This window comes from Rhizobium sp. S96 (genome assembly GCF_030382195.1).
Taxonomy (GTDB): Bacteria; Pseudomonadota; Alphaproteobacteria; order Rhizobiales; family Rhizobiaceae; genus Rhizobium.
The window spans coordinates 167,730-192,618 of sequence record NZ_JAUDRY010000010.1 but is presented as its reverse complement, the minus strand read 5'-3'; the positions used below and the strand labels follow the sequence as shown (position 1 = coordinate 192,618).

General features: G+C 60.0%; 26 protein-coding genes. 13 read left to right on the top strand and 13 right to left on the bottom strand.

Going from position 1 to position 24,889, the window contains the following annotated elements; all coding sequences use genetic code 11:
- The first annotated feature begins 48 nt into the window (after positions 1-48).
- The 6 genes from QTL94_RS13135 to QTL94_RS13110 all read left to right on the top strand — a co-directional run bounded on the left by QTL94_RS13135 (position 49) and on the right by QTL94_RS13110 (position 4,666).
- Positions 49-1,062 carry an aldose epimerase family protein gene (locus QTL94_RS13135; protein WP_289802154.1) on the top strand — a complete coding sequence of 338 codons (1,014 nt, stop codon included), beginning with the start codon at positions 49-51 and terminating at the stop codon, positions 1,060-1,062.
- A 122-nt stretch (positions 1,063-1,184) separates the two neighbouring features.
- Positions 1,185-1,961 carry a GntR family transcriptional regulator gene (locus QTL94_RS13130; protein WP_289802151.1) on the top strand — a complete coding sequence of 259 codons (777 nt, stop codon included), beginning with the start codon at positions 1,185-1,187 and terminating at the stop codon, positions 1,959-1,961.
- Positions 1,954-2,985 (top strand): SIS domain-containing protein, encoded by a 1,032-nt coding sequence (locus QTL94_RS13125; protein ID WP_289802150.1) that lies wholly within the window; start codon positions 1,954-1,956, stop codon positions 2,983-2,985. The genes QTL94_RS13130 and QTL94_RS13125 overlap by 8 nt, the downstream gene beginning before the upstream one ends.
- The gene (gene nagA / locus QTL94_RS13120) at positions 2,985-4,136 is read left to right on the top strand and encodes an N-acetylglucosamine-6-phosphate deacetylase (RefSeq protein ID WP_289802348.1); all 1,152 of its coding nucleotides are present in this window, start codon (positions 2,985-2,987) and stop codon (positions 4,134-4,136) included. Before QTL94_RS13125 ends, nagA begins: the two co-directional genes overlap by 1 nt.
- Positions 4,137-4,280: 144 nt before the next feature.
- On the top strand, positions 4,281-4,430 hold the full coding sequence (locus QTL94_RS13115; RefSeq protein ID WP_289802148.1) for a hypothetical protein: 150 nt from the start codon (positions 4,281-4,283) through the stop codon (positions 4,428-4,430).
- A gap of 83 nt (positions 4,431-4,513) precedes the next feature.
- Positions 4,514-4,666, top strand: a complete 153-nt coding sequence (locus QTL94_RS13110) for a hypothetical protein (RefSeq protein ID WP_289802146.1) — start codon at positions 4,514-4,516, stop codon at positions 4,664-4,666.
- Between the two features lie 33 nt (positions 4,667-4,699).
- On the opposite strand, the gene QTL94_RS13105 is transcribed toward QTL94_RS13110, so the two are convergent.
- Positions 4,700-5,632, bottom strand: coding sequence for a LysR family transcriptional regulator (locus QTL94_RS13105; RefSeq protein WP_289802144.1), 933 nt, complete (start codon positions 5,630-5,632; stop codon positions 4,700-4,702).
- 182 nt (positions 5,633-5,814) lie between these two features.
- On the opposite strand from QTL94_RS13105, the gene QTL94_RS13100 reads away from it, so the two are divergent.
- Positions 5,815-6,591 carry a class I SAM-dependent methyltransferase gene (locus QTL94_RS13100; RefSeq protein WP_289802143.1) on the top strand — a complete coding sequence of 259 codons (777 nt, stop codon included), beginning with the start codon at positions 5,815-5,817 and terminating at the stop codon, positions 6,589-6,591.
- A gap of 66 nt (positions 6,592-6,657) precedes the next feature.
- Here QTL94_RS13100 and QTL94_RS13095 read toward each other — a convergent pair whose 3' ends face one another.
- Together QTL94_RS13095 and QTL94_RS13090 are read right to left on the bottom strand one after the other, a co-directional pair.
- On the bottom strand, positions 6,658-7,383 hold the full coding sequence (locus QTL94_RS13095) for a beta-ketoacyl-ACP reductase (protein WP_065690503.1): 726 nt from the start codon (positions 7,381-7,383) through the stop codon (positions 6,658-6,660).
- Positions 7,384-7,448: 65 nt separating this feature from the next.
- Positions 7,449-8,630, bottom strand: a complete 1,182-nt coding sequence (locus QTL94_RS13090; protein WP_289802140.1) for an acetyl-CoA C-acetyltransferase — start codon at positions 8,628-8,630, stop codon at positions 7,449-7,451.
- Positions 8,631-8,865: 235 nt separating this feature from the next.
- On the opposite strand from QTL94_RS13090, the gene phaR reads away from it, so the two are divergent.
- The gene (gene phaR / locus QTL94_RS13085) at positions 8,866-9,438 is read left to right on the top strand and encodes a polyhydroxyalkanoate synthesis repressor PhaR (RefSeq protein ID WP_289802138.1); all 573 of its coding nucleotides are present in this window, start codon (positions 8,866-8,868) and stop codon (positions 9,436-9,438) included.
- Positions 9,439-9,509: 71 nt separating this feature from the next.
- Here the strand turns inward: phaR and QTL94_RS13080 are convergent, their stop codons facing one another.
- The 4 genes from QTL94_RS13080 to mtgA all read right to left on the bottom strand — a co-directional run bounded on the left by QTL94_RS13080 (position 9,510) and on the right by mtgA (position 11,958).
- Entirely contained in the window at positions 9,510-9,917 is a 408-nt protein-coding gene (locus tag QTL94_RS13080; RefSeq protein WP_065690507.1) for a hypothetical protein, read from the bottom strand.
- A 144-nt stretch (positions 9,918-10,061) separates the two neighbouring features.
- A complete protein-coding gene (gene rpmF / locus QTL94_RS13075) occupies positions 10,062-10,247 on the bottom strand; it encodes a 50S ribosomal protein L32 (protein WP_003543812.1) in 186 nt (61 codons plus the stop codon).
- A gap of 156 nt (positions 10,248-10,403) precedes the next feature.
- Complete coding sequence (locus QTL94_RS13070) at positions 10,404-11,051, bottom strand: glutathione S-transferase family protein (protein WP_289801953.1); 648 nt, start codon at positions 11,049-11,051, stop codon at positions 10,404-10,406.
- A 160-nt stretch (positions 11,052-11,211) separates the two neighbouring features.
- On the bottom strand, positions 11,212-11,958 hold the full coding sequence (gene mtgA, locus QTL94_RS13065; RefSeq protein ID WP_289801952.1) for a monofunctional biosynthetic peptidoglycan transglycosylase: 747 nt from the start codon (positions 11,956-11,958) through the stop codon (positions 11,212-11,214).
- Positions 11,959-12,091: 133 nt separating this feature from the next.
- On the opposite strand from mtgA, the gene QTL94_RS13060 reads away from it, so the two are divergent.
- Together QTL94_RS13060 and QTL94_RS13055 are read left to right on the top strand one after the other, a co-directional pair.
- A complete protein-coding gene (locus QTL94_RS13060; RefSeq protein WP_289801951.1) occupies positions 12,092-13,006 on the top strand; it encodes a polyprenyl synthetase family protein in 915 nt (304 codons plus the stop codon).
- 104 nt (positions 13,007-13,110) lie between these two features.
- A complete protein-coding gene (locus QTL94_RS13055) occupies positions 13,111-13,752 on the top strand; it encodes a LysE family translocator (RefSeq protein WP_289801949.1) in 642 nt (213 codons plus the stop codon).
- Between the two features lie 18 nt (positions 13,753-13,770).
- Here QTL94_RS13055 and ispG read toward each other — a convergent pair whose 3' ends face one another.
- The 3 genes from ispG to QTL94_RS13040 all read right to left on the bottom strand — a co-directional run bounded on the left by ispG (position 13,771) and on the right by QTL94_RS13040 (position 17,153).
- Positions 13,771-15,024: a flavodoxin-dependent (E)-4-hydroxy-3-methylbut-2-enyl-diphosphate synthase gene (ispG, locus tag QTL94_RS13050; protein WP_289801947.1), complete on the bottom strand. Its 1,254-nt coding sequence runs from the start codon at positions 15,022-15,024 to the stop codon at positions 13,771-13,773.
- A gap of 95 nt (positions 15,025-15,119) precedes the next feature.
- On the bottom strand, positions 15,120-16,313 hold the full coding sequence (locus QTL94_RS13045) for an MFS transporter (RefSeq protein WP_289801945.1): 1,194 nt from the start codon (positions 16,311-16,313) through the stop codon (positions 15,120-15,122).
- Positions 16,314-16,370: 57 nt separating this feature from the next.
- Entirely contained in the window at positions 16,371-17,153 is a 783-nt protein-coding gene (locus QTL94_RS13040; protein ID WP_289801943.1) for a DeoR/GlpR family DNA-binding transcription regulator, read from the bottom strand.
- 239 nt (positions 17,154-17,392) lie between these two features.
- Here QTL94_RS13040 and QTL94_RS13035 point away from each other — a divergent pair, with 239 nt between their 5' ends.
- From QTL94_RS13035 to QTL94_RS13025, 3 genes are all read left to right on the top strand, one after another.
- On the top strand, positions 17,393-18,166 hold the full coding sequence (locus QTL94_RS13035) for an amino acid ABC transporter substrate-binding protein (RefSeq protein WP_065690515.1): 774 nt from the start codon (positions 17,393-17,395) through the stop codon (positions 18,164-18,166).
- A 105-nt stretch (positions 18,167-18,271) separates the two neighbouring features.
- On the top strand, positions 18,272-18,952 hold the full coding sequence (locus QTL94_RS13030; RefSeq protein WP_065690516.1) for an amino acid ABC transporter permease: 681 nt from the start codon (positions 18,272-18,274) through the stop codon (positions 18,950-18,952).
- A complete protein-coding gene (locus QTL94_RS13025; protein ID WP_065690517.1) occupies positions 18,949-19,710 on the top strand; it encodes an amino acid ABC transporter ATP-binding protein in 762 nt (253 codons plus the stop codon). The genes QTL94_RS13030 and QTL94_RS13025 overlap by 4 nt, the downstream gene beginning before the upstream one ends.
- A gap of 24 nt (positions 19,711-19,734) precedes the next feature.
- On the opposite strand, the gene QTL94_RS13020 is transcribed toward QTL94_RS13025, so the two are convergent.
- The 3 genes from QTL94_RS13020 to QTL94_RS13010 all read right to left on the bottom strand — a co-directional run bounded on the left by QTL94_RS13020 (position 19,735) and on the right by QTL94_RS13010 (position 24,695).
- Entirely contained in the window at positions 19,735-20,295 is a 561-nt protein-coding gene (locus tag QTL94_RS13020) for an NADPH-dependent FMN reductase (RefSeq protein ID WP_065690518.1), read from the bottom strand.
- Positions 20,296-20,373: 78 nt separating this feature from the next.
- Positions 20,374-23,838, bottom strand: coding sequence for a pyruvate carboxylase (pyc, locus tag QTL94_RS13015; RefSeq protein WP_065690519.1), 3,465 nt, complete (start codon positions 23,836-23,838; stop codon positions 20,374-20,376).
- 116 nt (positions 23,839-23,954) lie between these two features.
- A complete protein-coding gene (locus QTL94_RS13010) occupies positions 23,955-24,695 on the bottom strand; it encodes a helix-turn-helix transcriptional regulator (protein ID WP_289801937.1) in 741 nt (246 codons plus the stop codon).
- Positions 24,696-24,889 lie beyond the last annotated feature (194 nt).

Genomic DNA, 24,889 nt, shown 5'->3' with positions numbered 1-24,889 from the left:
GGCAGGTTCCGGGCCTCGGAAAAACAGACAGGCGGTCGTGAGGAGGACATGTTGGAGCGGGAAGTTTTTGGGCACACCGAAACGGGCGAAACCGTTCATCGGGTTGAAATCATCGGCGGCGGGCTGACAGCGAAGGTCATTACCTGGGGCGCGGTGATCCAGGATCTCCGTCTTGACGGACATGTTGCGCCGCTCACGCTGGGCTTCGACAATTTCGAGAGCTACCCCCCGCATTCGCCCTATTTTGGCGCGACACCCGGTCGCTGTGCCAACCGTATCGGCCATGGCAAATTCACCCTGGACGGCAAGCAATACCAGCTTGATCTGAACGAAAACGGCGTGACCCATCTTCACGGCGGCAGCAACAACATCGCCGTGCGCAACTGGACAATCGTCGAACACGACACCGATCACGTCGTCCTCAAGATCGTCGACCAGGACGGACGCGGCGGCTACCCCGGCAATTGCACGATTCAGGCAACCTATCGCGTGCACGGCAACGGTCAGCTTTCCGTTACCTATGAAACGACATCGGATCAGCCGACGCTCGCCAATGTCTGCCAGCATGCCTATTTCAATCTCGATGGACGCGACGATGCGCTCGAGCATGACATCATGATTGCCGCCGACGGCTACCTCGTGACGGATGAGCTGCAGATCCCGACTGGCGAGGTCCGGTCTGTGGCGGGAACCGCTTTCGACTTCCGCGAAATGGCGCCGATGAAGCGTTTCGATGGAGATCAGCAGGCGCTTTACGATCATAACTTCTGCCTCTCGGCTGAACGCACAGTAAAGCGCTCCGTCGCGCTCGCACGTAGCCTGCATTCCGGGGTGTCGCTGGAAGTGCGCACGACCGAGCCCGGCATTCAGTTCTACGCGGGCTTCAAGATGGACGTGCCGGTATCAGGCATCGATGGCCGCCAGTATGGGCCTTTTGCGGGCTTTTGCCTGGAAACGCAGATCTGGCCTGATGCCATCAACCACGAGAACTTCCCGAACGCGGTCCTTCGCCCGGGCGAGGTACTGCGCCAGGAAACCGACTACATCTTCTCCAAGAACTGACGTCCGCTTTTCGGACGCAAGGATCTACCTTGAACCCCCGCAGGCGACCGCGGGGTTTTTCTGTCCGCGGCTATTGCTTTGCACCTTGTAATTGGTTCCAAATAGGTTCTATTGTTTGGCCCATGGATAGAACCAGTCTGATAGCGGAACTCAACAGCCGTGGCCTTCGTGGCGAGACCGTTGCCGGCCCGCTCTACAAGCGGCTCGCGCAGGCGCTGACGGGACTGATTCAGGAAGGGTTGTTGAAACCGGGCGCCGCGCTTCCAAGCGAACGCGATCTTTCCGAGGCGCTGGAGGTGGGTCGCGTCACGGTTCGCGCCGCCTACCGCGATCTTCTCAATGCCGGCACGCTCGACTCGAAGCACGGAAGTGGCACATTCGTGTCCAACAAGGTCGAGCGAATGGAGCAGTCGCTTTGGCGGCTGAACTCCTTCTCCGCAGACATGCGCTCACGCGGGCGGGTGCCAGCCGCGAAGATCCTGGCGCGCGGCGTCAGCGCACCGTCGCCCGAGGAAGCCTTTCTTCTCGGGCTGCAGCTTGATGAACCCGTGCTTCGTCTCGACCGTTTGCGCTTTGCGGACGGGCTGCCGCTGGCCATCGAGCGGTCGGTCGTCCCTGTCAAGTTCCTGAATGAAGACGCCGCCGGAGAAGGCTCGCTTTATGACGCACTGGCGGCCAAGGGCCATCGGCCGGTTCGCGCCGTTCAGCGGCTGAGCGCGGTCACGCTCGATCCGTCTTCGGCCACCGCCCTAGAGGTCAAGCCGGGCGCACCTGCACTTTTGATCGAACGCATCTCGCGCCTGGATGACCAGCGCGTCGTTGAATACACCCGCTCGCACTACCGTGGCGATGCATATGATTTTGTCGCAGAACTGAGAATTGGAGACGACTATGAGTGAAGCCCAATCGCTGATGTTGCAGGAAGCAGGTCAGTCGCCGGAGGTGGTGGCAACGCTTCTGGAGAAGGAAAAGCCGGTTTTCGAAGAGATCGCCAAGCTGTTTTCGTCCTCGGCGCCGAGCGTCGTAACCACGGCTGCCCGCGGGTCGTCGGACCATGCGGCGACGTTCTTCAAGTATCTGTTCGAGATCACCTGCGGCGTACCGGTCGCCTCCGTCGGCCCGTCGATCGCCTCGGTCTACGGCGCACCGCTGCACCTCCAGGGCGGCATCCATTTCACCGTTTCGCAATCCGGCGCCAGCCCTGACATCGTGGCACTGCAGGAAGCCGCCAAGCGCGGCGGCGCCACGACCATCGCTGTGGTCAACGTGACCGACAGCCCGCTCGCCCAGAAGGCCGACGTTGTCGTCGGCCTCAATGCGGGCGCGGAGAAAAGCGTTGCCGCCACAAAATCCTTCATTGCGTCCGTTGCGGCGCTTTCCGGCGTCACGGCTGCAATCGGCGCCAAGCGCGATCTCCACGCAGCGCTGGACAAACTTCCTGAAGCACTCGCCGGAACTAGCGGTATCGACACAAGCGCGGCGGAAGATGTCCTTTTCAACGCAACGTCGCTCTACACGGCAGGCCGTGGCCCGGCTTTCGCCATCGCGCTCGAGGCAGCACTGAAGGCCAAGGAAACAGCCGGACTGCATGCGGAAGCCTTCTCGCTTGCCGAATTGATGCATGGCCCGATGCGCCTCGTGCAACCCGGATTCCCGATCCTCGCCTTCACACCGGATGATCCGGCCTACGACAACAACGTTCAGGCGCTGGAACGCCTGCAGAAGCTTGGCGCGACGACCGTTCCCTTCTCGACCAAGCCGCAGGCGGGCATCAATCTGCAGGTGCCGACCACCGGCAACGGCCTGCTCGATCCCCTTGTTTCCCTGTTGGTCTACTATCGCATGATCGAATCGGTAACCCGCCGCAAGGGCTTCGACCCTGATAAGCCCGCGAACCTGCTCAAGGTGACGGAGACGATATGATGGCGCGCAAGATCTACGTCGGCGCTCGTATCTTTGACGGGGAGCGCTTCCACGACGACAAGGCGCTTCTCGTTGCCAATGGTCTCGTCGAGGCGATTTCCGCGAAAACAGACCTGCCGGAAGGCGAGACCGTTTTGCTGGATGGCGGCATCCTCGCGCCTGGATTCATCGATGCCCAGGTCAATGGCGGCGGCGGACGGATGCTCAATGACGAACCGTCGACGGCATCCATGTACCTCATCGCTGACGGCCACCGGCCCTACGGAACGACGTCGCTTCTGCCAACCCTGATCACGGACACCGGCGAGGCAACGGCTGCGGCCATCGAGGCTGCGAAGGAAGCCGCGAAGGCCAATCGAGGCGTTGCCGGGCTGCACCTCGAGGGACCTCACCTTGCGCCCGCGCGCAAGGGAGCCCATCTCGCCGAACTGATGCGCCCTGTTGAAGACAAGGATGTCAAAGCCCTGGTCGCAGCCAGGCAATCGATCGGTACGCTGTTGGTGACGATGGCAGCCGAGCAGGTCACAGCGCGGCAGGTGCGCGAGCTTAGTGAAGCCGGCGTCACCGTCAGCATTGGTCACTCCGACTGCTCCAGCGAGCAAGCCGAAGCCAGATTCGATGCCGGCGCGCGCGGCGTTACGCATCTTTTCAATGCAATGAGCCAGATCGGGCACCGCGCTCCGGGCCTGGCCGGAGCTGCAATCGATCATCCCGCCGTCTGGTGCGGTATCATTGCGGACGGCCACCATGTCGATCCAAAGGCTTTGCGCGTCGCACTTCGCGCAAAGCGCGGCGAGGGCAAGCTCTTCTTCGTAACCGACGCGATGTCGCTGGTCGGATCGAAAAGCGACACCTTCATGCTCAACGGCCGCGTCGTGCGGCGTGAGAAGGGCGGCTTCTGCTCCAAGCTGGTGCTTGCCGACGGGACGCTCGCCGGTTCGGACGTGGATATGGCATCGACCATCCGATACGGAATCACGTATCTCGATTTGAGCCTGGCCGAAGCGCTGCGGATGGCAACACTCTATCCGGCAAGGTTCCTGCGACTGCAGGATCGCGGCCGCCTATCGCCGGGGCTACGTGCCGACCTGGTGCATCTCACGGACGGTATTCAGGTCACCAAGACCTGGATCAGCGGCAAGCCGAATTGACGGACGCGACCGATTGTCAACACCACGCTGACAGTCGGTTGCGAAACGCCAATCTATCGAACGGCCTGAGACGGGCGCATATTCCTTTCATGAACAGCGAACGGCGACAGACACCTCGCCAAGCTCTGGAAAGGGAATACTCGCATGGCTCAGATCATCCTCAATTCGGCGGTGGCGATATTGAGCGCCGCTGCATTCGTTACGACGGCAATTGCCGCCCTGCGCGGCGAAAACACCGCGCTTCAAAGGGTGCCCGTGAAGGCAAGAGCGCGACGTCATCCACAGAGGACGTAACAACTCAATCTTTCCTCAAATCGGCCCAAATATCGACACCGACCTGAACGACGAATGCGGTCACCAGCACAGGGGAGGCAACAATGACGAGAATAATTGGCGCGGCGGCATTCCTGACGATCGCGCTCGCAGCTTACGCAGCCTCCCTGCATCCTTATGAGGTTCGCACGCCGTCCAGCGGCTATTCGCATCAGACCGACAGCCGCGACGAGAATCACACGGCATCCATCCGGTAACCTGCCACTTTTCAGACCGATATCGCGCCGCGTCTAGTTTGCTATCGTGCTTGAGATAGTCGGGTGCTCGCCCCCTTCTCTAGTCTTCGCAGGGTGGGAGGCCGAAAAGGTGTTAGCCTCCTCGCGCAACCAGTCACAGAACAAATTCGACTTCCTGTTGCGCCGCGCGCGCCGCAAAGCGACATACTCGTGGCCGCTTTCGATGAAGCCGAGCGGCGCCACCAATCTCCCGTTCCGAATGTCATCGGTAACATAGGGCCATGGCGCGACACAGACGCCAAGCCCTGCACCCGCCGCTTCCAGCATGAAATAGAAATGCTCGTATTCCACGCGTGCACCGCCATCGACGGCAATGCCCGACCGAGCGAGCCAATCGTCCCAGGCACGCAGTCGTGTTCGCGTATGAAGAAGCGACATCCCACCGAAGCGACTGGAGACGACATCTCTCAGCAGAGGAGAAAGGACCGGTCCGGTCTGCTCCGGAAACAGCCCGATCACCTCGGCCCCGTCTGGCCAAGGGGCTACACCCACGCGGATCGCAACATCGAACCCGTCTCGCGAAAAATCGACCGGCCGCGACGATGCAGTCAGACGGACATCAATATTCGGATACTCCGCCTGGAAGCGATAGAGCCTCGGTATGAGCCAGCGCATCGTGAAAGTGCCCGGGCACGAGACATCAAGTGGCCCGTCTTCGGTATCGGCCACGGCCCGCACAGACAGATCGATCTGGTCGAAAGCTGCCACCAGACCAGTGAGAAGCGTCGATCCCGCATCTGTCAGTCGCAGCCTGTTCTTCGGCCCTTCGAACAGCGGGACACCGAGCACGTCCTCCAGATGCTGGATCTGCCGGCTGACCGCACTATGGGTCACGTTCAGCTCCTCAGCTGCCAGCGTCATGCGCCCGTGTCGACCTGCGGCCTCGAAGGCTCGCAACGCGTTGAGTGAGGGAATTCGCCTAGCCATGTGAGTTTTCCGAACATTGTCTGTTCAATCATATCGGTTTTCTCTTTGCGCTTCATGATGTTTTCTACCGGCAACAGAGCAAAGCATCGGCGCCAGGCGCACAATCATTTTCGGAATCAATGCGATTTCGAGGGATGGCGAAGCTTTGCCGGATCGGTCAACCAGCAAGCAAAGGATTTCATATGAACATGAGGCACAAGGACGGAAGCGCCGGCGATGCAAACTATGGCGTCATCGGCTCCAACTACACAAACTATCGCCAGCCCGACCCGCATATCGCTGATTTCATCAGAAATGCACTGGGTGACGCCGAGACCGTTCTAAACGTCGGCGCCGGCGCCGGATCCTACGAACCGGTCGACCGGACCGTCACGGCGGTCGAACCCTCGGCGTCCATGCGCGCGCAAAGACCGGCCCATCTTCCCGTTGCAATCGATGCGACCGCGGAAAAGCTTCCATTCGCCGGCAACAGTTTCGACGCCAGCATGGCAACATTCACCGTGCATCAGTGGTCGGATTTGGCAGCAGGGCTTGCCGAAATACGCCGGGTCACGCGTGGGCCCGTCGTCATCTTGAGCTGCGATCCCGATGAACTGTATCGCTGCTGGCTGCAGATCTATGCGCCCGAGATGATCGCGGTCGAGGCGAGCCGCTATCCGTCGATGGCATCGATCGCCGACCTGCTGGGCGGCACGGTCGAAGTCAAAAAGGTGCCGATCCCGCTACAGTGCACCGATGGCTTTGGCGAAGGGTACTATGGCCGTCCCGAACGGCTTCTCGATCCGGGTGCTCGCCTGGCGAATTCCGCCTGGAGTTTTGTCGATGGATCGATCGCCGAGCGTTTCGTCGCGGAACTCAGCCGCGACCTGAACGACGGCACATGGGACAAGCAACATGGGCACTTGCGCACCCAGCCCTTCTTCGAGGGCTCGCTGCGCCTCATTATTGCAAACACATAAGACGCTCTCGCGAGAAGCAGCGAGAGCGTTTCTCAAGCCGATGATCCGGTTCCGAAAGCCCCGAGCCTAGACGAAAAGCTGCCCGCCGTTGGCGGTCAGCGTCGACCCGGTGATGAACCCAGCATCATCGGACGCAAGGAAAACCACGCACCGCGCAACCTCTTCAGGTTCACCGAGACGGCCCACGGGAATTTGCGGGATGATCCGTTCGTTGAGGACCTTCTCGGGAACGGCCAGAACCATCTCGGTGCCGATGTAGCCGGGGCAAATCGCGTTCACCGTGATGTTCTTCGCGGCCCCTTCCTGGGCAAGGGCCTTGGTAAATCCGAGGTCACCTGCCTTGGCGGCGGAGTAGTTCGCCTGTCCCATCTGGCCTTTCTGACCATTGATCGACGATATGTTGACGATACGCCCGAAACTGCGCTCGCGCATACCGACCCACACCTGATGGGTCATGTTGAACAGGCCGGTCAGGTTTGTATTGACGACCTCGTGCCATTGCTGCGGAGTCATCTTGTGGAACATGGCATCCCGGGTGATGCCGGCATTGTTAACCAGCACCTCGACAGGCCCAAGCTCGGCTTCAATCTTGGCGATCCCCTCGCCGCAAGCGGCGTAGTCGGACACATCCCACTTGAAGACCGGGACGCCGGTGGCGTCATGGAAAGCCTTGGCTTTCTCGTCGTTGCCCGCGTAGTTGGCGGCAACTGTGTAACCGGCATTTTTCAAAGCCACGGAAATCGCCGCGCCAATGCCGCGGGTACCCCCAGTGACGACAGCCACTCTGCTCATGTTCCGCTCCCCTGTAAGACCGCGCTATGCTGCGCGGTTCCGATCACAATGCACTTACATGTTATTCAAAGTGCCTCGAAGCACATCGCAACGCCCATGCCGCCGCCGATGCAGAGGGTAGCCAATCCCTTCTTGGCGCCGCGGCGCTTCATTTCGAACAGAAGCGTATTGAGGACGCGTGCGCCGGAAGCACCAATCGGATGTCCGATCGCGATTGCGCCGCCGTTGACATTGACGATGTCAGGGTTCCAACCAAGATCCTTGTTGACGGCGCAGGCTTGCGCAGCGAACGCCTCGTTCGCTTCGACCAGATCGAGATCGCCGACCGACCATCCTGCTTTCTCCAGCGCCTTCCGCGAGGCTGGAATCGGACCCGTGCCCATCACCTGCGGATCAACGCCCGCTGTCGCCCAGGAGACGATACGCGCGAGCGGCTGGATACCGCGCCGCGATGCCTCCGCTTCGGTCATCAGCACGGCCGCTGCGGCGCCGTCATTGAGACCAGACGCATTGGCGGCGGTCACCGTGCCTTCCTTGTCGAAGGCGGGCCGGAGCTTCGTCATGGCATCGAGCGTGGCACCATGGCGAATATACTCGTCGGCATTGACCGTGACGTCGCCCTTCCGACCCTGGATGATATAGGATATGATCTCGTCGTTGAACCGGCCGGCCTTCTGCGCCGCCTCCGCCTTGTTCTGCGAAGCGACGGCAAACTGGTCCTGCTCTTCGCGCGACAGTTGCCATTGGCGGGCGATATTCTCCGCCGTGACGCCCATGTGGTAGCCATAGAAGGCGTCGGTGAGCCCGTCCTTGATCATCGTGTCGATCATCTTCATGTCGCCCATCTTGACGCCGCCGCGCAGATGCGCCGCATGCGGAGCCATCGACATGGATTCCTGCCCGCCCGCGACAATGATCTTTGCATCGCCGAGCGCGATCTGCTGCATGCCGAGCGCCACCGCGCGCAGGCCAGAGCCGCAGAGCTGGTTGACACCCCAGGCGGTCGCTTCCTTGGGAACTCCGGCCTTCATGGCAGCCTGTCGAGCCGGATTTTGGCCCTCGCCCGCGGGCAGAACCTGACCGAGGATGACCTCGTCGACTTCCGACGCATCGACGTTCGCGCGTTCCAGTACACCTTTGACGACCGCTGCGCCCAGTTCATGGGCAGGAACGGTTGCAAATGCACCGTTGAATGAGCCAACCGCGGTACGGCCGGCGCTGGCGATGACGATGGAAGAATTGGACATGTCGGTCTCCTCTTTGCGCCTCACGCATATGAGTGAAACTGACAAAGCTTCGATGCCAAGTCAAACGACAATAATCTATCTGCTATTTTTGGAGTCGCTTACATTCCGCCAAATTATGCCTGTCGCAAAAGGGCTTGCCGCATCGCACAAAGAGATTGTCACCGGCCTTCTTTTGCGTCTACACTTCCAAGTGGAGGAGCTTCCATAACAAACAGACGGGCTTCGGGAGAGTAATATGGCGAAGACTGACGGTCAGATCGTAATCAAGAAATATGCTAATCGCCGCCTATATAACACGGGCACCAGCACCTACGTGACGCTGGAAGACCTGGCGGAGATGGTCAAGAAGGGGGAGGATTTTACGGTCCAGGACGCCAAGAGCGGCGATGACATCACTCACTCTGTATTGACGCAGATTATTTTCGAACAGGAATCCAAGACAGGAAACACGCTGCTGCCGATTTCATTTCTGCGCCAGCTGATCACCTATTACGGCGACCAGATGCAGATGGTCGTTCCGAGCTTTCTCGAACATTCGATGCGCGCGTTCACCGAACAGCAGACGCAGATGCGCGAGCAGGTGACCCGTGCCTTTGGCGAAACGCCGCTCGGCAAGAACCTGCAACTGCCGATACAGATGGTCGAGGACCAGGTTCGCCGAAACACTGAGATGTTCCAGCAGGCGATGCAGATGTTTTCGCCATTCATGACGCCGCCGGCCAAGGAAAGCCGCAAGGCCGAAGCAAAAGACATCGATGAACTGAAAGAGCAGCTGCGCGCGCTTCAAAGCAAGCTCGACAGCCTCTAAGTCCAACGCAACGATCGCCGGTTTCGCATGACTTCTGACACAAATCAGAAGGCATGCACCGAGCGGGTTTTCTAAAGCCCGATTGAAACGTCGCGCCCGGCACTGCGGATCGATACCGCAAAGCCGCCTATGACATTGATCAGCGCAATTGTCAGCAAGATGAAAAAGACCTGTGTCGCGGCATCCTGAACGAGAAGGAACTCGACCAGGAAAGCAATGAACACCAGCATCGACAGCATATGATTTGCCAGGTTGCCGCCGGCATTGCGGGTCGCCTTCAATATCTCGAAGAACAGCACGGCGAGCGCGATGACGATGAAAAGATCGCCGAGCGACATGCTCCACATTGCGCCTGAAATCATCGAAAGGACGATCACATCGTTCTGCAACGACGGAAGACCGCCACTGCCCATCAATCCAAACATCGCCAGATTATAGAGAATGAAAGGAATAATCATCAGCGGAACAGCTTTGAGCATACGGCATATTCTCCCTCGATGAAGAATAGTGCCGCAAACCGCCATATCACTTCAAGATAGCAAAGAATATATTGTCGCTGAAAAGCAAAAAGGCCGGCACTGGGCCGACCTCTTGAAGCCTGCTGAGGCAGAACGCATAAAATATTATGCGCTTTCCTTCGGCGTCAGAACCTGACGGCCGCGATACATACCGGTCTTCAGATCGATATGGTGCGGGCGGCGCAGTTCGCCGGAGTTCTTGTCTTCAACATAGGTCGGAGCCTTCAGCGCGTCAGCAGAGCGGCGCATACCGCGCTTGGACGGGCTCGTTTTTCTCTTCGGTACAGCCATTTCTCTTACTCCACTTCACGGGCGAACATATCCAACGGCCAGACTGGCGGCCGAAACGACGTATCGCGATTTCGGAAATTTTGCGCGCTTATACATGCCTTGAAGGGGCTTGACCAGTCCCCACAGTTATTTTTTGAGAATCGGGCGATTCCGCGGTCAAACCTCATCCTCCGGCACGATCCACGGTTCTGCGCGCGCGGCATCTTCCCACGCTTTCCAGGCAGGATGCGCCTTGACAGCGGAGATGTAGCTCAGCGTATCGCCGGCAGTCACCAGCTCGTACGTGTCGAAGCGGTTGACGACCGGCGCGAACATCGCATCGGCCGCGGAGAAGGCGCCGAACAGAAACGGTCCGCCGGAATGCGCCCGCAGGTCCCGCCAGATCGTCTCGATCCGGGCGACATCGCCCATGACGCCATCGGCAAGGGCTATCTTGCCCTTTGGGCGCCGGATGTTCATCGGGCAGGCGTTGCGAAGAGCGCCGAAACCGGCCAGCATCTCCATGGAGACTGCTCTTGCGACGGCGCGCTTATCCCGTTCCTTCGGCCAGAGTCCTGCCTCGGGAAAGAGCTCGGCGACATATTCGATGATCGCCAGCGACTGCCAGACACGAAGGCTTCCATGATGCAGGACCGGCACTTGGCCGGTGGGCGAAAACTGCCTGAAATGCGCATTGCCCGCAGCAAAATCAAAAGGAACCAGTTTCTCCTGAAACGGAATACCCGCCGCCGTCATGGCTATCCATGGGCGCAGGGACCACGAGGAGTAGTTCTTGTTGCCGATATAGAGCGTGAGCTTGTCCAACGACCCTCTCCGTTTTGCTGGCGGCAAGCGTGATCCCAATGGGAAGCCAGCGGCCGCATTCTACCACATGTACGCCGGATCCGGCTTACCGGACGCCCAGGCGCTATCGGCAGAACGAATGCCCGATCCCGCCACTCACCGCCAACGACATGTTTTGATGTCAATCATAAATGCATCTGATGTATTCGCCGGAATTGCGTGCCCGTCTTTCGATCACGGCAGCCAGCCTGCGGAGCCCCCTGCCCGGCTTGCCAGCATTGCGATCGATCGGGTTGGGCAACGAAACCGCCAGCAGCGCCGCCTGTCGGCTTGTGAGCTTCGAGGCCGGCACCTTGAAATGATACCGCGCCGCGGCTTCGATCCCGTAGATGCCCGGACCCCATTCGGCGATGTTCAGGTAGATTTCCATCAGCCGGCGCTTCGACCATACGAAGTCGGAAGCGACAGCCAGCGGCAATTCCATGGCCTTGCGCACAAAGGAACGGCTGTTCCACAGGAACAGGTTCTTGGCGGTCTGCATGGGAATCGTGCTGCCGCCGCGCGTCGACTTGCCTCCGAGCGTATCCGTGAGAAGCATCCGCATCTCGCTCCAGTCAACGCCCCCATGAAAACAGTACTGTCCGTCTTCCGACATCATTACGGACTGCACCAGGACAGGAGAAATCTTGTCGATGGACACCCATTGCCTATCGTATCCGCGCAGGAGCAGGAGATCACGCAGCATCAGCGTCGAGACCGGATGAATAAAGGGGATGACATAGAGGAAGATCAGCACATACGGCAGAATGAGAAGGGCGAGAATCGCCAGAACGACGCGCATCATGATCGGGCGATCCGTCAGCCAAAGCATCACGTGCCTATGAAAGGGCACAGCCATGCTTTCCTCTCTCTCAGGTGTTACGTCCAATTCCCCGACCCAGTTTGTTCCCTCCTTCTCCATATCGTCTGCGAACGGGCATGACCAGCGACAAAGGGAATCTTGGCCACTCCATCGACAATTCCGTTGCAAGCCGAAGGTCGCTCATGCCAAAGAGCGCCCCATGGACGCACATTTCAAAACATTCGAAGATCGTCTGGCCGGAGGCGCTCGTGAAATCGAGGCCTTTCTCGATGCATTGCTCTCGACAGACCTACTGGATGACGAAATCGCACGCCCGGAACGGCTGCGCGCAGCGATGCACTACGCCGCTCTGAACGGCGGCAAGCGCCTGCGACCGTTCCTTGTCGTCGAAACGGCGACGATGCTCGACGGCAACCGTCAGGCCGCCCTGAGAGTTGGCGCGGCTCTCGAATGCGTACACTGCTATTCGCTGGTCCACGACGACCTGCCGGCCATGGATGACGACAAGCTGCGCCGTGGCAAGCCGACGACCCACATCGCCTTTGATGAGGCAACGGCAATTCTTGCCGGCGATAGTCTGTTGACCTATGCCTTCGACATCATCGCATCCGCCGAAACCGCGCTGCCCGAGGCGAGCAAGATCGCCCTCGTCCTGGCGCTGGCGCGAGCCGCTGGTATCGGCGGAATGGCAGGCGGACAGGCCCTGGACCTCGCTGCGGAGAAACAGACTCCTGATGAACAAGGCATCGTCATCCTGCAGGCGATGAAAACCGGAGCCCTGATCCGCTTTGCTTGCGAAGCCGGAGCGATTGTAGCCGGCGCTTCTGCCGAAGATCGGACAAGGTTGCGTCACTTCGGCGAAAGAATTGGCTTGGCCTTCCAGCTCGCCGACGACATGCTTGACCTGACCGCCGACGCGGCCACAATGGGCAAGGCAACGGGCAAGGACGCCGCTCGCGGCAAGGGAACGCTGGTCGGTCTTCATGGCATGAGCTGGGCCGAGAAAGCGCTCGCGGAGCACGTGCACCAGGCTGAAGCCCTCTTGGCCCCGTTTGGTGAACGAGCCACCGTGCTTAAGGATGCTGCGCGGTTCATTGCCGAGCGCAGCAGCTAAAAAGCGTCACCGCGACAATATTCCGGCAGCAGTCGGATAAGCCCGAGCATAAGCTGAATTTCGACGTCGTGCGTTCATTCTTGCCGACGGAAGAAGAGACGACAATGCACGACACCCTCAGTTACCTGCCGCAGATCGTTCCCGCCTACATCGCCTATCTGATCGCCGTCATCAGCCCCGGCCCCGCCATCATGGCAATCGTATCGACATCGATGACGCATGGCCGAAGGGCGGGCATGACGATCTCGCTGGGCATCTTCGCCGGCTCATTTACCTGGGCATGCGCAGCCGCTCTCGGCCTGGCGACGATCCTGCAGACCTATGCGATCGCATTGGAGATCCTCAAGGTCTTTGGCGGCATCTATCTGCTTTATCTCGCCTACAAGGCGTTCAAGGCTGTGCGGTCCAACGGCGACCTGCCTCAGACCATAGAACAGAAGACGACCCTGTCGACGCGCGCACTGCTGCTGCGTGGCTACGGCATTCACGTGACCAATCCGAAAGCGATATTCGCGTGGCTGGCAATCATCGCGCTCGGCATGCCGCAGGGCGCTCCGCCATCCGTCGCCGCGCTGATCATCGGCGTCTGCATGGCAACGGGCTTCACAGTCTTCATGGGCTATGCGCTGCTGTTTTCGACGCCGCACGCCCTCAAGGTTTACCGGAGCATTCGCCGCTGGATCGAAGGCACCATGGCCGCCTTCTATTGCTTTGCGGGCCTGAAGCTCCTGACAAGCCGCATCTGAGGTCGAGGGCCGCGCGGATTACTCCGCCGCCGTCCTGTTCTGGCCAAACCGCTTTTCGATGTAATCGGCAACCAGCGCTTCAAAATCGCCGGCGATATTGGGGCCGCGCAGCGTCATCGCTTTCTGGCCATCGATGTACACGGGAGCCGCCGGGCTCTCGCCCGTACCGGGCAGCGAAATGCCGATATCGGCATGCTTGCTCTCGCCGGGGCCGTTTACGATGCAGCCCATGACCGCAACGTTGAGCGCTTCGACGCCTGGATACTTGTCGCGCCAGACCGGCATGTTCTTGCGCAGGTCGTTCTGGATATTCTGCGCCAATTCCTGGAAGACCGTGGAGGTCGTGCGGCCGCAGCCGGGACAAGCAGCCACGACGGGAATGAATTGGCGGAAGCCCATGACCTGCAGGATTTCCTGCGCCACCTGCACTTCGCGCGTGCGGTCGCCATTCGGCTCCGGTGTCAGCGACACCCGGATCGTGTCGCCGATGCCGTGCTGCAGGACATATCCCATGGCAGCAGACGAGGCGACGATGCCCTTGGTTCCCATGCCCGCCTCGGTCAGGCCGAGATGCAAGGCGTGGTCCGAACGTTCGGACAGCATGGAATAGACGGCGATCAGGTCCTGTACCTGGCTGACCTTGGCCGAGAGAATGATGCGATTGCGCGGCAGGCCGATCTCTTCGGCCAGCGTAGCCGAAATCAGGGCCGACTGGACAATCGCTTCGCGCGTGACCTGACGCGCGGACAATGGTGAGCCGGCTGCCGAATTCTGATCCATCAGCGCGGTGAGCAATTCCTGATCGAGCGAACCCCAGTTCACCCCGATGCGCACCGGCTTGTCGTAGCGGATCGCCATCTCGATGATGTCGCCGAACTGCTTGTCCTTCTTGTCCTTGAAACCGACATTCCCGGGATTGATGCGGTACTTCGCCAGCGCTTCGGCGCAATCAGGATGATCGGCAAGCAGCTTGTGGCCGATATAGTGGAAGTCGCCGACCAACGGCACATCCATGCCGAGGCGCAACAGCCGATCGCGAATCTTCGGCACCGCAGCCGCACTTTCATCGCGATCGACCGTGATGCGAACGAGTTCCGACCCGGCCTTGAACAGCGCGGCCACCTGGGCGACCGTCGCGTCGATATCGGCCGTATCGGTGTTGGTCATGGACTGGACGACGACCGGCGCACCACCACCCACGATGACACCGCCGACATCGACGGCCACGGAAGCGCGGCGCGGTTTGGGATCAAAATCGGTGGCAGAAGACATGAAGAGCTCTTTGAACGCTTATTTCGTGCCTTTCAGGTGGATCATGCCCGCCCGCTTGTCAACCGCCCACGCCTTCACTTTGTTTGGCAGTGTCGCTAGTGGCCGCCACCCGAAATGCCATCTGCGTAGCGCGCCAGATTAGAGAGCAGCAGCACGACGATCAGAAGCATCGGCAGCACCATGAACACCACGCTGAAGCCAATGTGCTCAGCGACAAAGCCGATGGCCGACGGCGCCACCAGCATGCCGGAATAGCCCATGGTGGTGACGACGGAGAGACCGATGCCCGCCTTCAGGTGCGGAATGTTGCCCGCAGCGGAAAAAGCGATCGGCACCATGTTCGAAATGCCAATACCGCACAGCGCAAAGCCGAGGATGGCAATTTCCGCACTCGGCGCGAAGGCGGCAAGCAGCATGCCGGATATCGCAAACAAGGTGCAGATCCGCAATGTCTTGACCCCGCCGAGCCGATCGCGAACGAGATCGCCCCCGAAACGCATCGTTGCCATGGTCAGCGAGAACGCCGCGAAGCCGAAGCCGGAGAGAGCAACGGATGCACCGAGCTCCTGGCGCAGGTAAAGCGCACCCCAGTCCAGCACCGCACCTTCAGGAATCATGGAAAGCAGTGCCATGAGACCGAGAAGCCATGGCAGCGGCAGCATCGGCAGCCGCGTCTTTTCCTTTTTCGTGTCGGGATGAGGCTGGTCGACAAGAATGATGCGCCAGCCGATGCCGATGACGATCGCGGCAAGTAGGGTGGCGATCTGCGCATGCACGAGGACGCCGGCCTTGGCAATCAGCAAGCCACCGAGGCCCGCGCCGATCAGTCCGCCCAGACTCCAGAAGGCATGGCATGAGGACATGATCGCTCGCCGCATGGATTGCTCGACGGCAACGGCGTTCGCGTTCATCGCCACGTCCATCGCGCCCATGAAGCCACCGAAGAGGAAGATCGAGATCACCGCCGTTGGGATGTTTGGCGACAGCGTCAGCGTCAGGAGGCTCGGCAACAGGCCGAGCGCCGCGACCTGAACAACACATCGCGACCCGAAGCGAGCGATCTGCGTCCCTGCAATCGGCATAAGCGTCAGAGATCCGACACCGAAGACCAGAATCATCAAGCCCAGCTGAAACTTGCTCAGTTGCAGCCGCTCTGCGAATTCAGGAATTTTCGGCGCCCAGCAACCGACCATGAAGCCGTTCATCAGAAAGAGCAGCGACACAGCCACCCTGTTCTTGGTTAGGAAGCCGCTCTTGGCGACCGGTGTTGTCTTCACATGATTATCCATGTCTCTTCCCAATATGCCTTGGCGCTGCACTCCCACATGCGCCGGATTGAATGATGTTTATGCCGCCGGGTCGGCGACGATCGTCTTGCAGCCAAGATCACGATACTGCGCCAGCATGGCCCCATCGGTATCGCGCTCGACCACGAGGCATTGGCATTGCGACGCCGCAACCACACCATGAGGCGCAGTCGTGCCGAATTTGTCGGACGTTGCGGCAACAAGAACGTGTCTGCTACGCGATGCGGCGAAGCGCTTGAACTCGGCATCCTCGAATCCGAAGACGGTCACGCCGGCGGCGAGATCAATGCCGCAAGCACCGAGAATGCAAAGATCCGGCGACAGGGACTCCATATCGCGCATTGCTTTCGCGCCGATCGCACCGCCAACCTGCCGATCAATAAGACCGCCGATCAGGATCACTTGGACGGCCGCCTTCTCGATCAGCGCTGCCGCAATTGCCGGTGCATTCGTTACGGCTGTCAGTGTCATATCGATGGGCAACGCGGTCGCAATGGCAAGGTTCGTGCTCCCCGCATCGAAAAACACCGTCGATCCAGGCACGATTTGCGATACGGCGGCGGCGGCCAGGGACTGCTTGCGATCCCGCGCGATGCCGGCTCGATGATTGAGACTGCCGCCCGCGGGCGAGATCGGAAGAGCACCGCCATAGACACGCTCGCACAGACCCGCGGCTGCCATTTCGCGCAGATCGCGACGAACGGTATCTTCAGAAACGCCGAACTCCGCCGCAAGCTCGGCCGCCAAGACCCGACCGTGGGTTTGCAGCTTGCGCGAGATCGCGCTTTGCCGCTCCTGCAGAAGAAGTTCGTTCATGTTCATGCCGGTTTTCGTCACATCAAGGGTAAATCGGTAAAAACACGCATAAACCGATACGAACACGCAAACAAGTGGGCGCGATCATCGCTTACTTCACAATGTGAAACACGGCACGCCAGATTCGTGATAAATGAGAAAAATATTCGCAACTGCCGATTTTTTCTGCAGTTTTCTACGCATCCCGGCATGCGCTTTTCTGCGATTTTCCACCCATCGACACACCTGGTGAATTGGATAGAAAAATGAACCTCCTGAAGACCCTCGCCACCGCCGCATTGATCCAGGCCGCAGTCCTGATGCCGGCGCTCGCTGGCGAAAACCTCTCCGCCATCAAGTCCGCAGGCGTTCTGAAGATCGGCACCGAAGGGACCTATGCGCCATTCACCTATCATGACGACAGCGGCAAGCTGGTCGGCTTCGACGTCGAGATTGGTGAAGCCGTTGCCGCCAAACTCGGGGTCAAGGCCGAATTCGTGGAAGGCAAGTGGGATGGCCTGATCGCCGGCATCGACGCAAAACGCTACGATACCGTGATCAATCAGGTCGGCATCACCGACGCGCGAAAGCAGAAGTACGACTTCTCCGAGCCCTACATCGCATCGAAGGCTGTGCTCATCGTTCGCGAAGGCGACGACAGCATCAAGACCTTCGCCGACCTCAAGGGCAAGAAGTCGGCGCAGTCGCTGACCAGCAACTTCGGCAAGCTGGCGGAAAAGTCCGGCGCTGAACTTGTCGGTACGGATGGCTTTGATCAGTCGATCCAGCTGGTGCTGACGAAGCGCGCCGATGCCACCATCAACGACAGCCTCTCCTTCCTCGACTTCAAGAAGCACAAGCCGGACGCGCCGGTAAAGATCGTTGCCCAGGAAGAAAACGCTGATTACTCCGGCATTATCATCCGCAAGGGCGAGCCGGAACTTCTCGAGGCGATCAACAAGGCGCTGACCGAGATCAAGGCTGACGGTACCTACAAGAAGATCTCCGACAAGTACTTCGGCCAGGACGTCTCGAAGTAACGCGTCATTGGCGGAGTTTCCCGCCGCCTCTACATCCTCTATATGTGCCTTTGAAAGCGTTCAGCGAAATCTCGCTGGACGCCTCTTTCTTTGAGGAACGCGCCCGTGCCGCACTGGCTTCAATTGATGGCGGATTCGCTTGTGCCCCTTCTGTGGGCCGGGTTGATCTTCACCATTCCGCTGACATTGCTGTCATTCACCTTCGGTCTCATTCTGGGCCTGATCACAGCCATATCGCGCCTGTTCGGTGCGGCGCCCATCGTGGCAATCGCGCGTTTTTACGTCTGGGTCATTCGCGGCACGCCGCTTCTGGTCCAGCTCTTCGTCATTTTCTACGGCTTGCCCAGCATCGGCATCCTGCTTGATGCTTTCCCCGCCGCCCTCATCGGCTTTACGCTCAACATCGGCGCCTACAGCTCCGAGATCATACGTGCCGTCATCTCCTCGGTGCCCAAGGGTCAGTGGGAAGCCGCCTATTCGATCGGCATGAGCTGGCGCCAGGCGATGAGCCGCACCATCCTGCCTCAGGCGGGGCGCGTCGCTGTGCCGCCGCTGTCTAATACCTTCATTTCGCTGGTCAAGGACACGTCGCTTGCCGCCGCGATCACCGTGCCGGAGCTGTTTCAGGCCGCGCAGCGGATCGTCGCGACAACCTACGAGCCTCTCATTCTCTATATCGAGGCTGCTCTGATCTATCTGGCTCTGAGCTCGGTCCTATCGGCCCTGCAGGTGCGGCTGGAGCGCCGCTTCGCCCGCTATGGCGGCATGTTGGAGGCCAACGCATGATCGAGCTATCCCACATCGAAAAGCGTTTCGGCGACGCCGTCATCCTGAAGGATATCAGCATCCGTATTCCGGAAGGCAGCGTCACCGCCCTCGTCGGTCCATCGGGTGGCGGCAAGAGCACGCTGTTGCGTTGCATCAACCTGCTTGAAATCCCGACCGCCGGCACGATCCAGCTTGGCGAAGAAAGGCTGACCTTCAAGCCGGGTCAAAAGACGAGCTGGCAGGCAATCCAGAAGATCCGCCGACAGACCGGGATGGTGTTTCAGAACTTTCAGCTGTTTCCGCACCAGACCGCCATTGAGAACGTCATGGAGAGCCTCGTTACGGTGCTGAAGTGGCCGAAGCAGAAGGCTCACGACCGCGCGATGGAACTGCTGACCAAGGTCGGCATGGCTCACAAGGCTGATGCCTGGCCGTCAACGCTTTCCGGAGGGCAGCAACAGCGCGTGGCAATCGCCCGCGCCCTTGCTCCATCACCGCGCGTGCTGCTTTGCGACGAGCCGACATCGGCGCTCGATCCTGAACTCTCCGCCGAAGTCGTGGATGTGCTTGGCCGTCTGGCCGGCGAGGGAACGACCATGGTGATGGCAACCCACGACCTGAGACTCGCCTCGAAGATCGCCAATGATGTCGTCTTCCTCGAGGCAGGAAGTGTGGTCGAGACCGGCAGCGCTAGGAGCATCTTTACCGCGCCGGAGCGCGAGCGGACCAAGCGCTTCATCTCGACGATCAACGCCGCCCACACCTACGACATATAAGGGTGGGCGGCGGTAGTCTTCGGTTTACGCCGAACGCGCGGCCTTCAGGGCACTGCCCCACCAGATCAATTGATCGAGCTGGTTCTTTGCGGCTTCGACGAGGTGGGCATAGTCGTTGAGGGCCTTGCCATCCTTGAGGATGGAAAGATATTCCGGGAACGAGATATGAATGCCGGTCTTCACCGACACAGCGCTCATTTCCACGAAGATCAGCCGCAACTGCTCGACCGCGCGGGCGCCGCCAACACCGCCGTAACCGACGAAGGCAACCGGCTTGTGGATGAACTCGCCCAGATCGATCGCGTTCTTGAGAACGGCGGTCGGAGCATGATTGTACTCGGCAGCGGTGAAGACATAGCCGTCGAACTCGCGCAGCTTCTTCTTCCAGCGTTCGGCTGTTTCGTTTTCAGCTTCGGTGGCGCTTGCCTCACCGAGAAAAGACATCGGGTAGTCCAGCAGATCGAGGACTTCGACCTCAAGCTCAGGACGGCTCGCAGCAATCTCGGCAATCCACTTTGCGGGATGATCGGCGAAACGACCGATGCGCGTGCTTCCAACGATAACGGCAATCTTTAGCTTACTCATATCCACTCTTTCTCCAATTAAAGACACAAACGGAAAAAGGGCGGCCTCTCAGCCGCCCCTCCAATATCAAATGATCAATCAGCCTGCGTAGGTGACGAGCAGATCCTTGGCGTCGATCTGGTCGCCGGCCTTGACGAGAACTTCGGCAATCGTGCCGTCCTTCTCGGCGTGGATCGCCGTTTCCATCTTCATGGCTTCGATCGACACCAACACGTCGCCGGCGCTGACCGTCTGGCCGGCCGAGACGAAGGCGCGGGAGATGACGCCAGGCATCGGCGCGCCGACATGGGCGGCATTGCCCGGCTCCGCCTTGCGGCGGGCGGCGGCGCCGGTTGCACCATGGGCGCGATCCGGAACCTTGATGCGGCGCGGCTGGCCGTTGAGCTCGAAGAACACCGTGACCATCCCCTGGCTGTCGGTGCCGCTCATCGCCTGGTTGACGATGACGAGCGTCTTGCCCTTCTCGATATCGGCAAACAGCTCCTCGCCGTCGCCAAGACCGTAGAAATAGGCAGGCGTCGGCAGAACCGAGACCGGGCCATAGGTGTCGGATGCCAGCGCGAAGTCGGTGAAGACCTTCGGATACATCAGGTAGGAGGCAAACTCGAAGTCGTTGACCTCGCGCTCCAGCTTGGTTTCGATCGTCTTGCGCTCCGCATCGAGATCGGCGTCTTCGAGCAGCGAGCCCGGACGCACCGTATAGGGGGCGTCGCCCTTCAGCGCCTTCTTCTGCAGCGCTGCCGGCCAGCCAGACGGCGGCTGACCGAGATCGCCCTTCAGCATCGAGACGACGGATTCGGGGAAGGACACGTCCTTGGCCGGATTAACAACATCCTCAACCGTCAGATCCTGGGAGACCATCATCAGCGCCATGTCGCCGACCACCTTGGAGGACGGCGTCACCTTGACGATATCGCCGAACATCTGGTTGGCGTCGGCATAGGCCTGTGCCACCTGGTGCCAGCGGGTCTCGAGGCCGAGCGAGCGGGCCTGTTCCTTGAGATTGGTGAACTGGCCACCCGGCATTTCGTGCAGGTAGACTTCCGAGGCCGGTCCCTTGAGATCGCTTTCGAAGGCCGCGTACTGGTGGCGCACCGCTTCCCAGTAAAAGGAGATGCGGCGGATCCATTCCGGATCGAGACCCGGATCGCGCTCGGAACCACGCAGCGCTTCCACGATCGAGCCGAGGCACGGCTGGGACGTATTGCCCGACAGCGCATCCATGGCCGCATCGACGGCATCGACGCCGGCGTCGACGGCTGCGAGAACGGTCGCGGCCGCAATGCCCGAGGTGTCATGCGTGTGGAAGTGGATCGGCAGGCTGGTCGCCTCGCGCAGCGCCTTGAACAGCACCTTGGCGGCGGCTGGCTTCAACAGGCCCGCCATGTCCTTCAGCGCGATGATATGCGCGCCGGCCTTTTCGAGCTGGACAGCGAGATCCGTATAGTACTTCAGGTCATACTTCGGGCGCGCCGAGTTCAGGATGTCACCGGTATAGCAGATCGCCGCTTCGCAGAGCTTGTTTTCTTCGGCGACCGCATCCATCGACACGCGCATGTTCTCGACCCAGTTCAGGCAGTCGAAGACGCGGAAGAGATCGATACCGCCGGCCGCTGCCTGGCGAACGAAGTATTTGACGACATTGTCAGGATAGTTCTTGTAGCCGACGCCGTTGGCGCCGCGCAGCAGCATCTGGAGAAGCAGGTTGGGCGCTGCCTCGCGGACCTGCGACAGGCGCTCCCACGGATCTTCCGTCAGGAAGCGCATGGAAACGTCGAAGGTGGCGCCGCCCCAGCATTCCAGCGAAAGCAGGTTCGGCAGCGCATGCGCATAGGTGCCGGCGATGCGGGCGATGTCGTAGGTGCGCATGCGGGTCGCCAGCAGCGACTGATGGCCGTCGCGCATCGTCGTGTCGGTCATCAGCACGCGCTTTTCGTTGCGCATCCATTCGCCGAACTTCTTCGGGCCCAGCGTGTCGAGCAGCTGCTTGGTGCCGTCCTTGATCGTCGTGCCGTTGGTGTAGGGCACGACGGGCTCGGCGGCATCCGCCGTCGGGCGCGGTCTGTCCTTGGCCTCTGGGTGGCCGTTGACGGTGACGTCGGCCAGATAAGTCAGGAGCTTCGTCGCGCGGTCCTGACGCTTGACCTGCTGGAAGAGTTCCGGCGTCGTGTCGATGAAGCGGGTGGTGTAGCTGTTATCCTTGAACTTCGGATGCGTGATGATCGCTTCCAGGAAGGTCAGGTTGGTGGCGACGCCGCGGATGCGGAATTCGCGCAGTGCGCGGTCCATGCGCGAAATCGCTTCCGAAGGGCTCGGCGCCCAGGCCGTGACCTTGACCAAGAGCGGATCGTAGTAGCGCGTGATGATCGCGCCCGAATAGGACGTGCCACCATCGAGACGAATGCCGAAGCCGGACGCCGAACGATAGGCGGTGATGCGACCGTAATCCGGGATGAAGTTGTGCTCCGGATCCTCGGTGGTGATGCGGCACTGCAGGGCATGGCCGTTGAGCTTGATATCGGCCTGTGCGGGAACGCCCGATTCCGGGGTGCCGATCGCGAAGCCGTCGAGGATATGGATCTGCGCCTTGACGATATCGATGCCGGTGACGACTTCTGTGACCGTGTGCTCGACCTGGATGCGCGGATTGACTTCGATGAAGTAGAATTTTCCGGTATCGGCGTCCATCAGATATTCGACGGTGCCGGCGCCGACATAGCCAGTGGCCGCCGCGATCTTCAGCGAATAGGCGGCCAACTCCTGGCGCTGCGCTTCACTGAGATAGGGAGCTGGCGCGCGCTCGACGACCTTCTGGTTGCGGCGCTGGATCGAGCAGTCGCGCTCGAAGAGATGCACGACATTGCCGTGGGTGTCGCCGAGAATCTGGCTTTCGACGTGCCGGGCGCGCTCGACGAGCTTTTCGAGATAAACCTCGTCCTTGCCGAAGGCGGCCATCGCCTCGCGCTTGGCTTCGGTGACTTCGCGGGCGAGATCCTTCGGATCGCGAATGGCGCGCATGCCGCGGCCGCCGCCGCCCCAGGAGGCCTTGAGCATGACGGGATAGCCGATCTCGTCGGCCATGCGGGCAACTTCCGCCATATCGTCGGGCAGCGGATCGGTGGCCGGAACGACAGGAACGCCGACCGAGATGGCGAGATTGCGGGCCGCCACCTTGTTGCCGAGCTGGCGCATCGTATCGGCCTTCGGGCCGATGAAGATGATGCCGGCCTTGTCGCAGGCGTCGACGAATTCGGGGCTCTCGGACAACAGGCCGTAACCGGGATGGATGGCATCGGCGCCGGAAAGCTTGGCGACACGGATGACCTCATCGATCGACAGATAGCTTTCGATCGGTCCCAGATCGCGGGCAAGATGCGGGCCGCGGCCGACCTGATAGCTTTCGTCTGCCTTGAAGCGGTGCAGCGCCAGCTTGTCCTCTTCCGCCCATATTGCGACCGTTTTTATTCCGAGCTCGTTGGCTGCGCGGAACACGCGGATGGCAATCTCGGAACGGTTGGCGACAAGTATCTTGGAAATGGGCAATGCAGTCTCCTCACGGCATCGAAACGGGCAATGCTGCACCCGCGAAGAGAAGTCTTAGCGCGCTGTCACGGAAAGTTCAATTTCCTCGACGGCCCTCAAATCGAATTTCTCCGGAACTACATGATGAGTCCATGGCGGAAGGCAACCGCGACTGCGTGTTGCCTGTTCTTGGCTTTAAGCTTGTCTTGCAAGCCGTTCATGTACCAATCGACCGTATGATTGGAAATCTGGAGACGCTTGCCGATCTCGACAGAGGTCAGCCCCTCTGCAAGATATTGCAATATTTCCATTTCCCGGCGCGTCATGCGCGTATCGACCCCGAGAGGGCTTTCAAACAGGGACGACTCTCCGCGAAGATCGAGAAGGCGCCAGAACAGCTTACGCGCAACCGCGTCCAACAGAGATATTTCGACCGGCGACAAGTCTACGGAACGACCGCCGACGCTCATTTTGCCAATAATGCCGCTACGTCCATGGATGGGAAAAGTGTAGCCGTCCTTGAGGCCATGCGAATGAGCGTCCGCCACCATCTGATCCATTCGGCGATAATGAGGGTCTTTTCGGAAAGCGGCCAAACTCTCCCTCCAGCGAAACGGTCTTTGTGCATGCGCGAGATAGCGCACGGCTGGATCGATGAGCACGTACTTCTTCGAGATGTAGACCTGTGGCCACTTCTCCGGCCAATGGCCGACAAGCATCATGCTAGCGAGGTCGTCGGTCTGCTTGGTGTATCGAAGAAGGCCATAATACTGGAAACCATAGGAAGTGACGACGTGGGAAAACTCGCTCAGCACGGTCTCCGGCTTGCGACATTCCTCCAGAACAACAAGGAATTGAATTAACGAATGAATATTCAAAATATGCCCCTGTCAGACTGGGCGTTGTCACTCAGATCGCCGCATTGAAATCCGCCGGCACCTCAACGGTCGCCGATGCAACTGAAAACGTACTTAGGTAATATATTTTATGGTGTGCCAGTCTGAACCTGCAACGCAAGTGATAATTGCGATTATTTCGCCTTTCGCTGAAAAATTTTGGGTGCTTCCTCCTG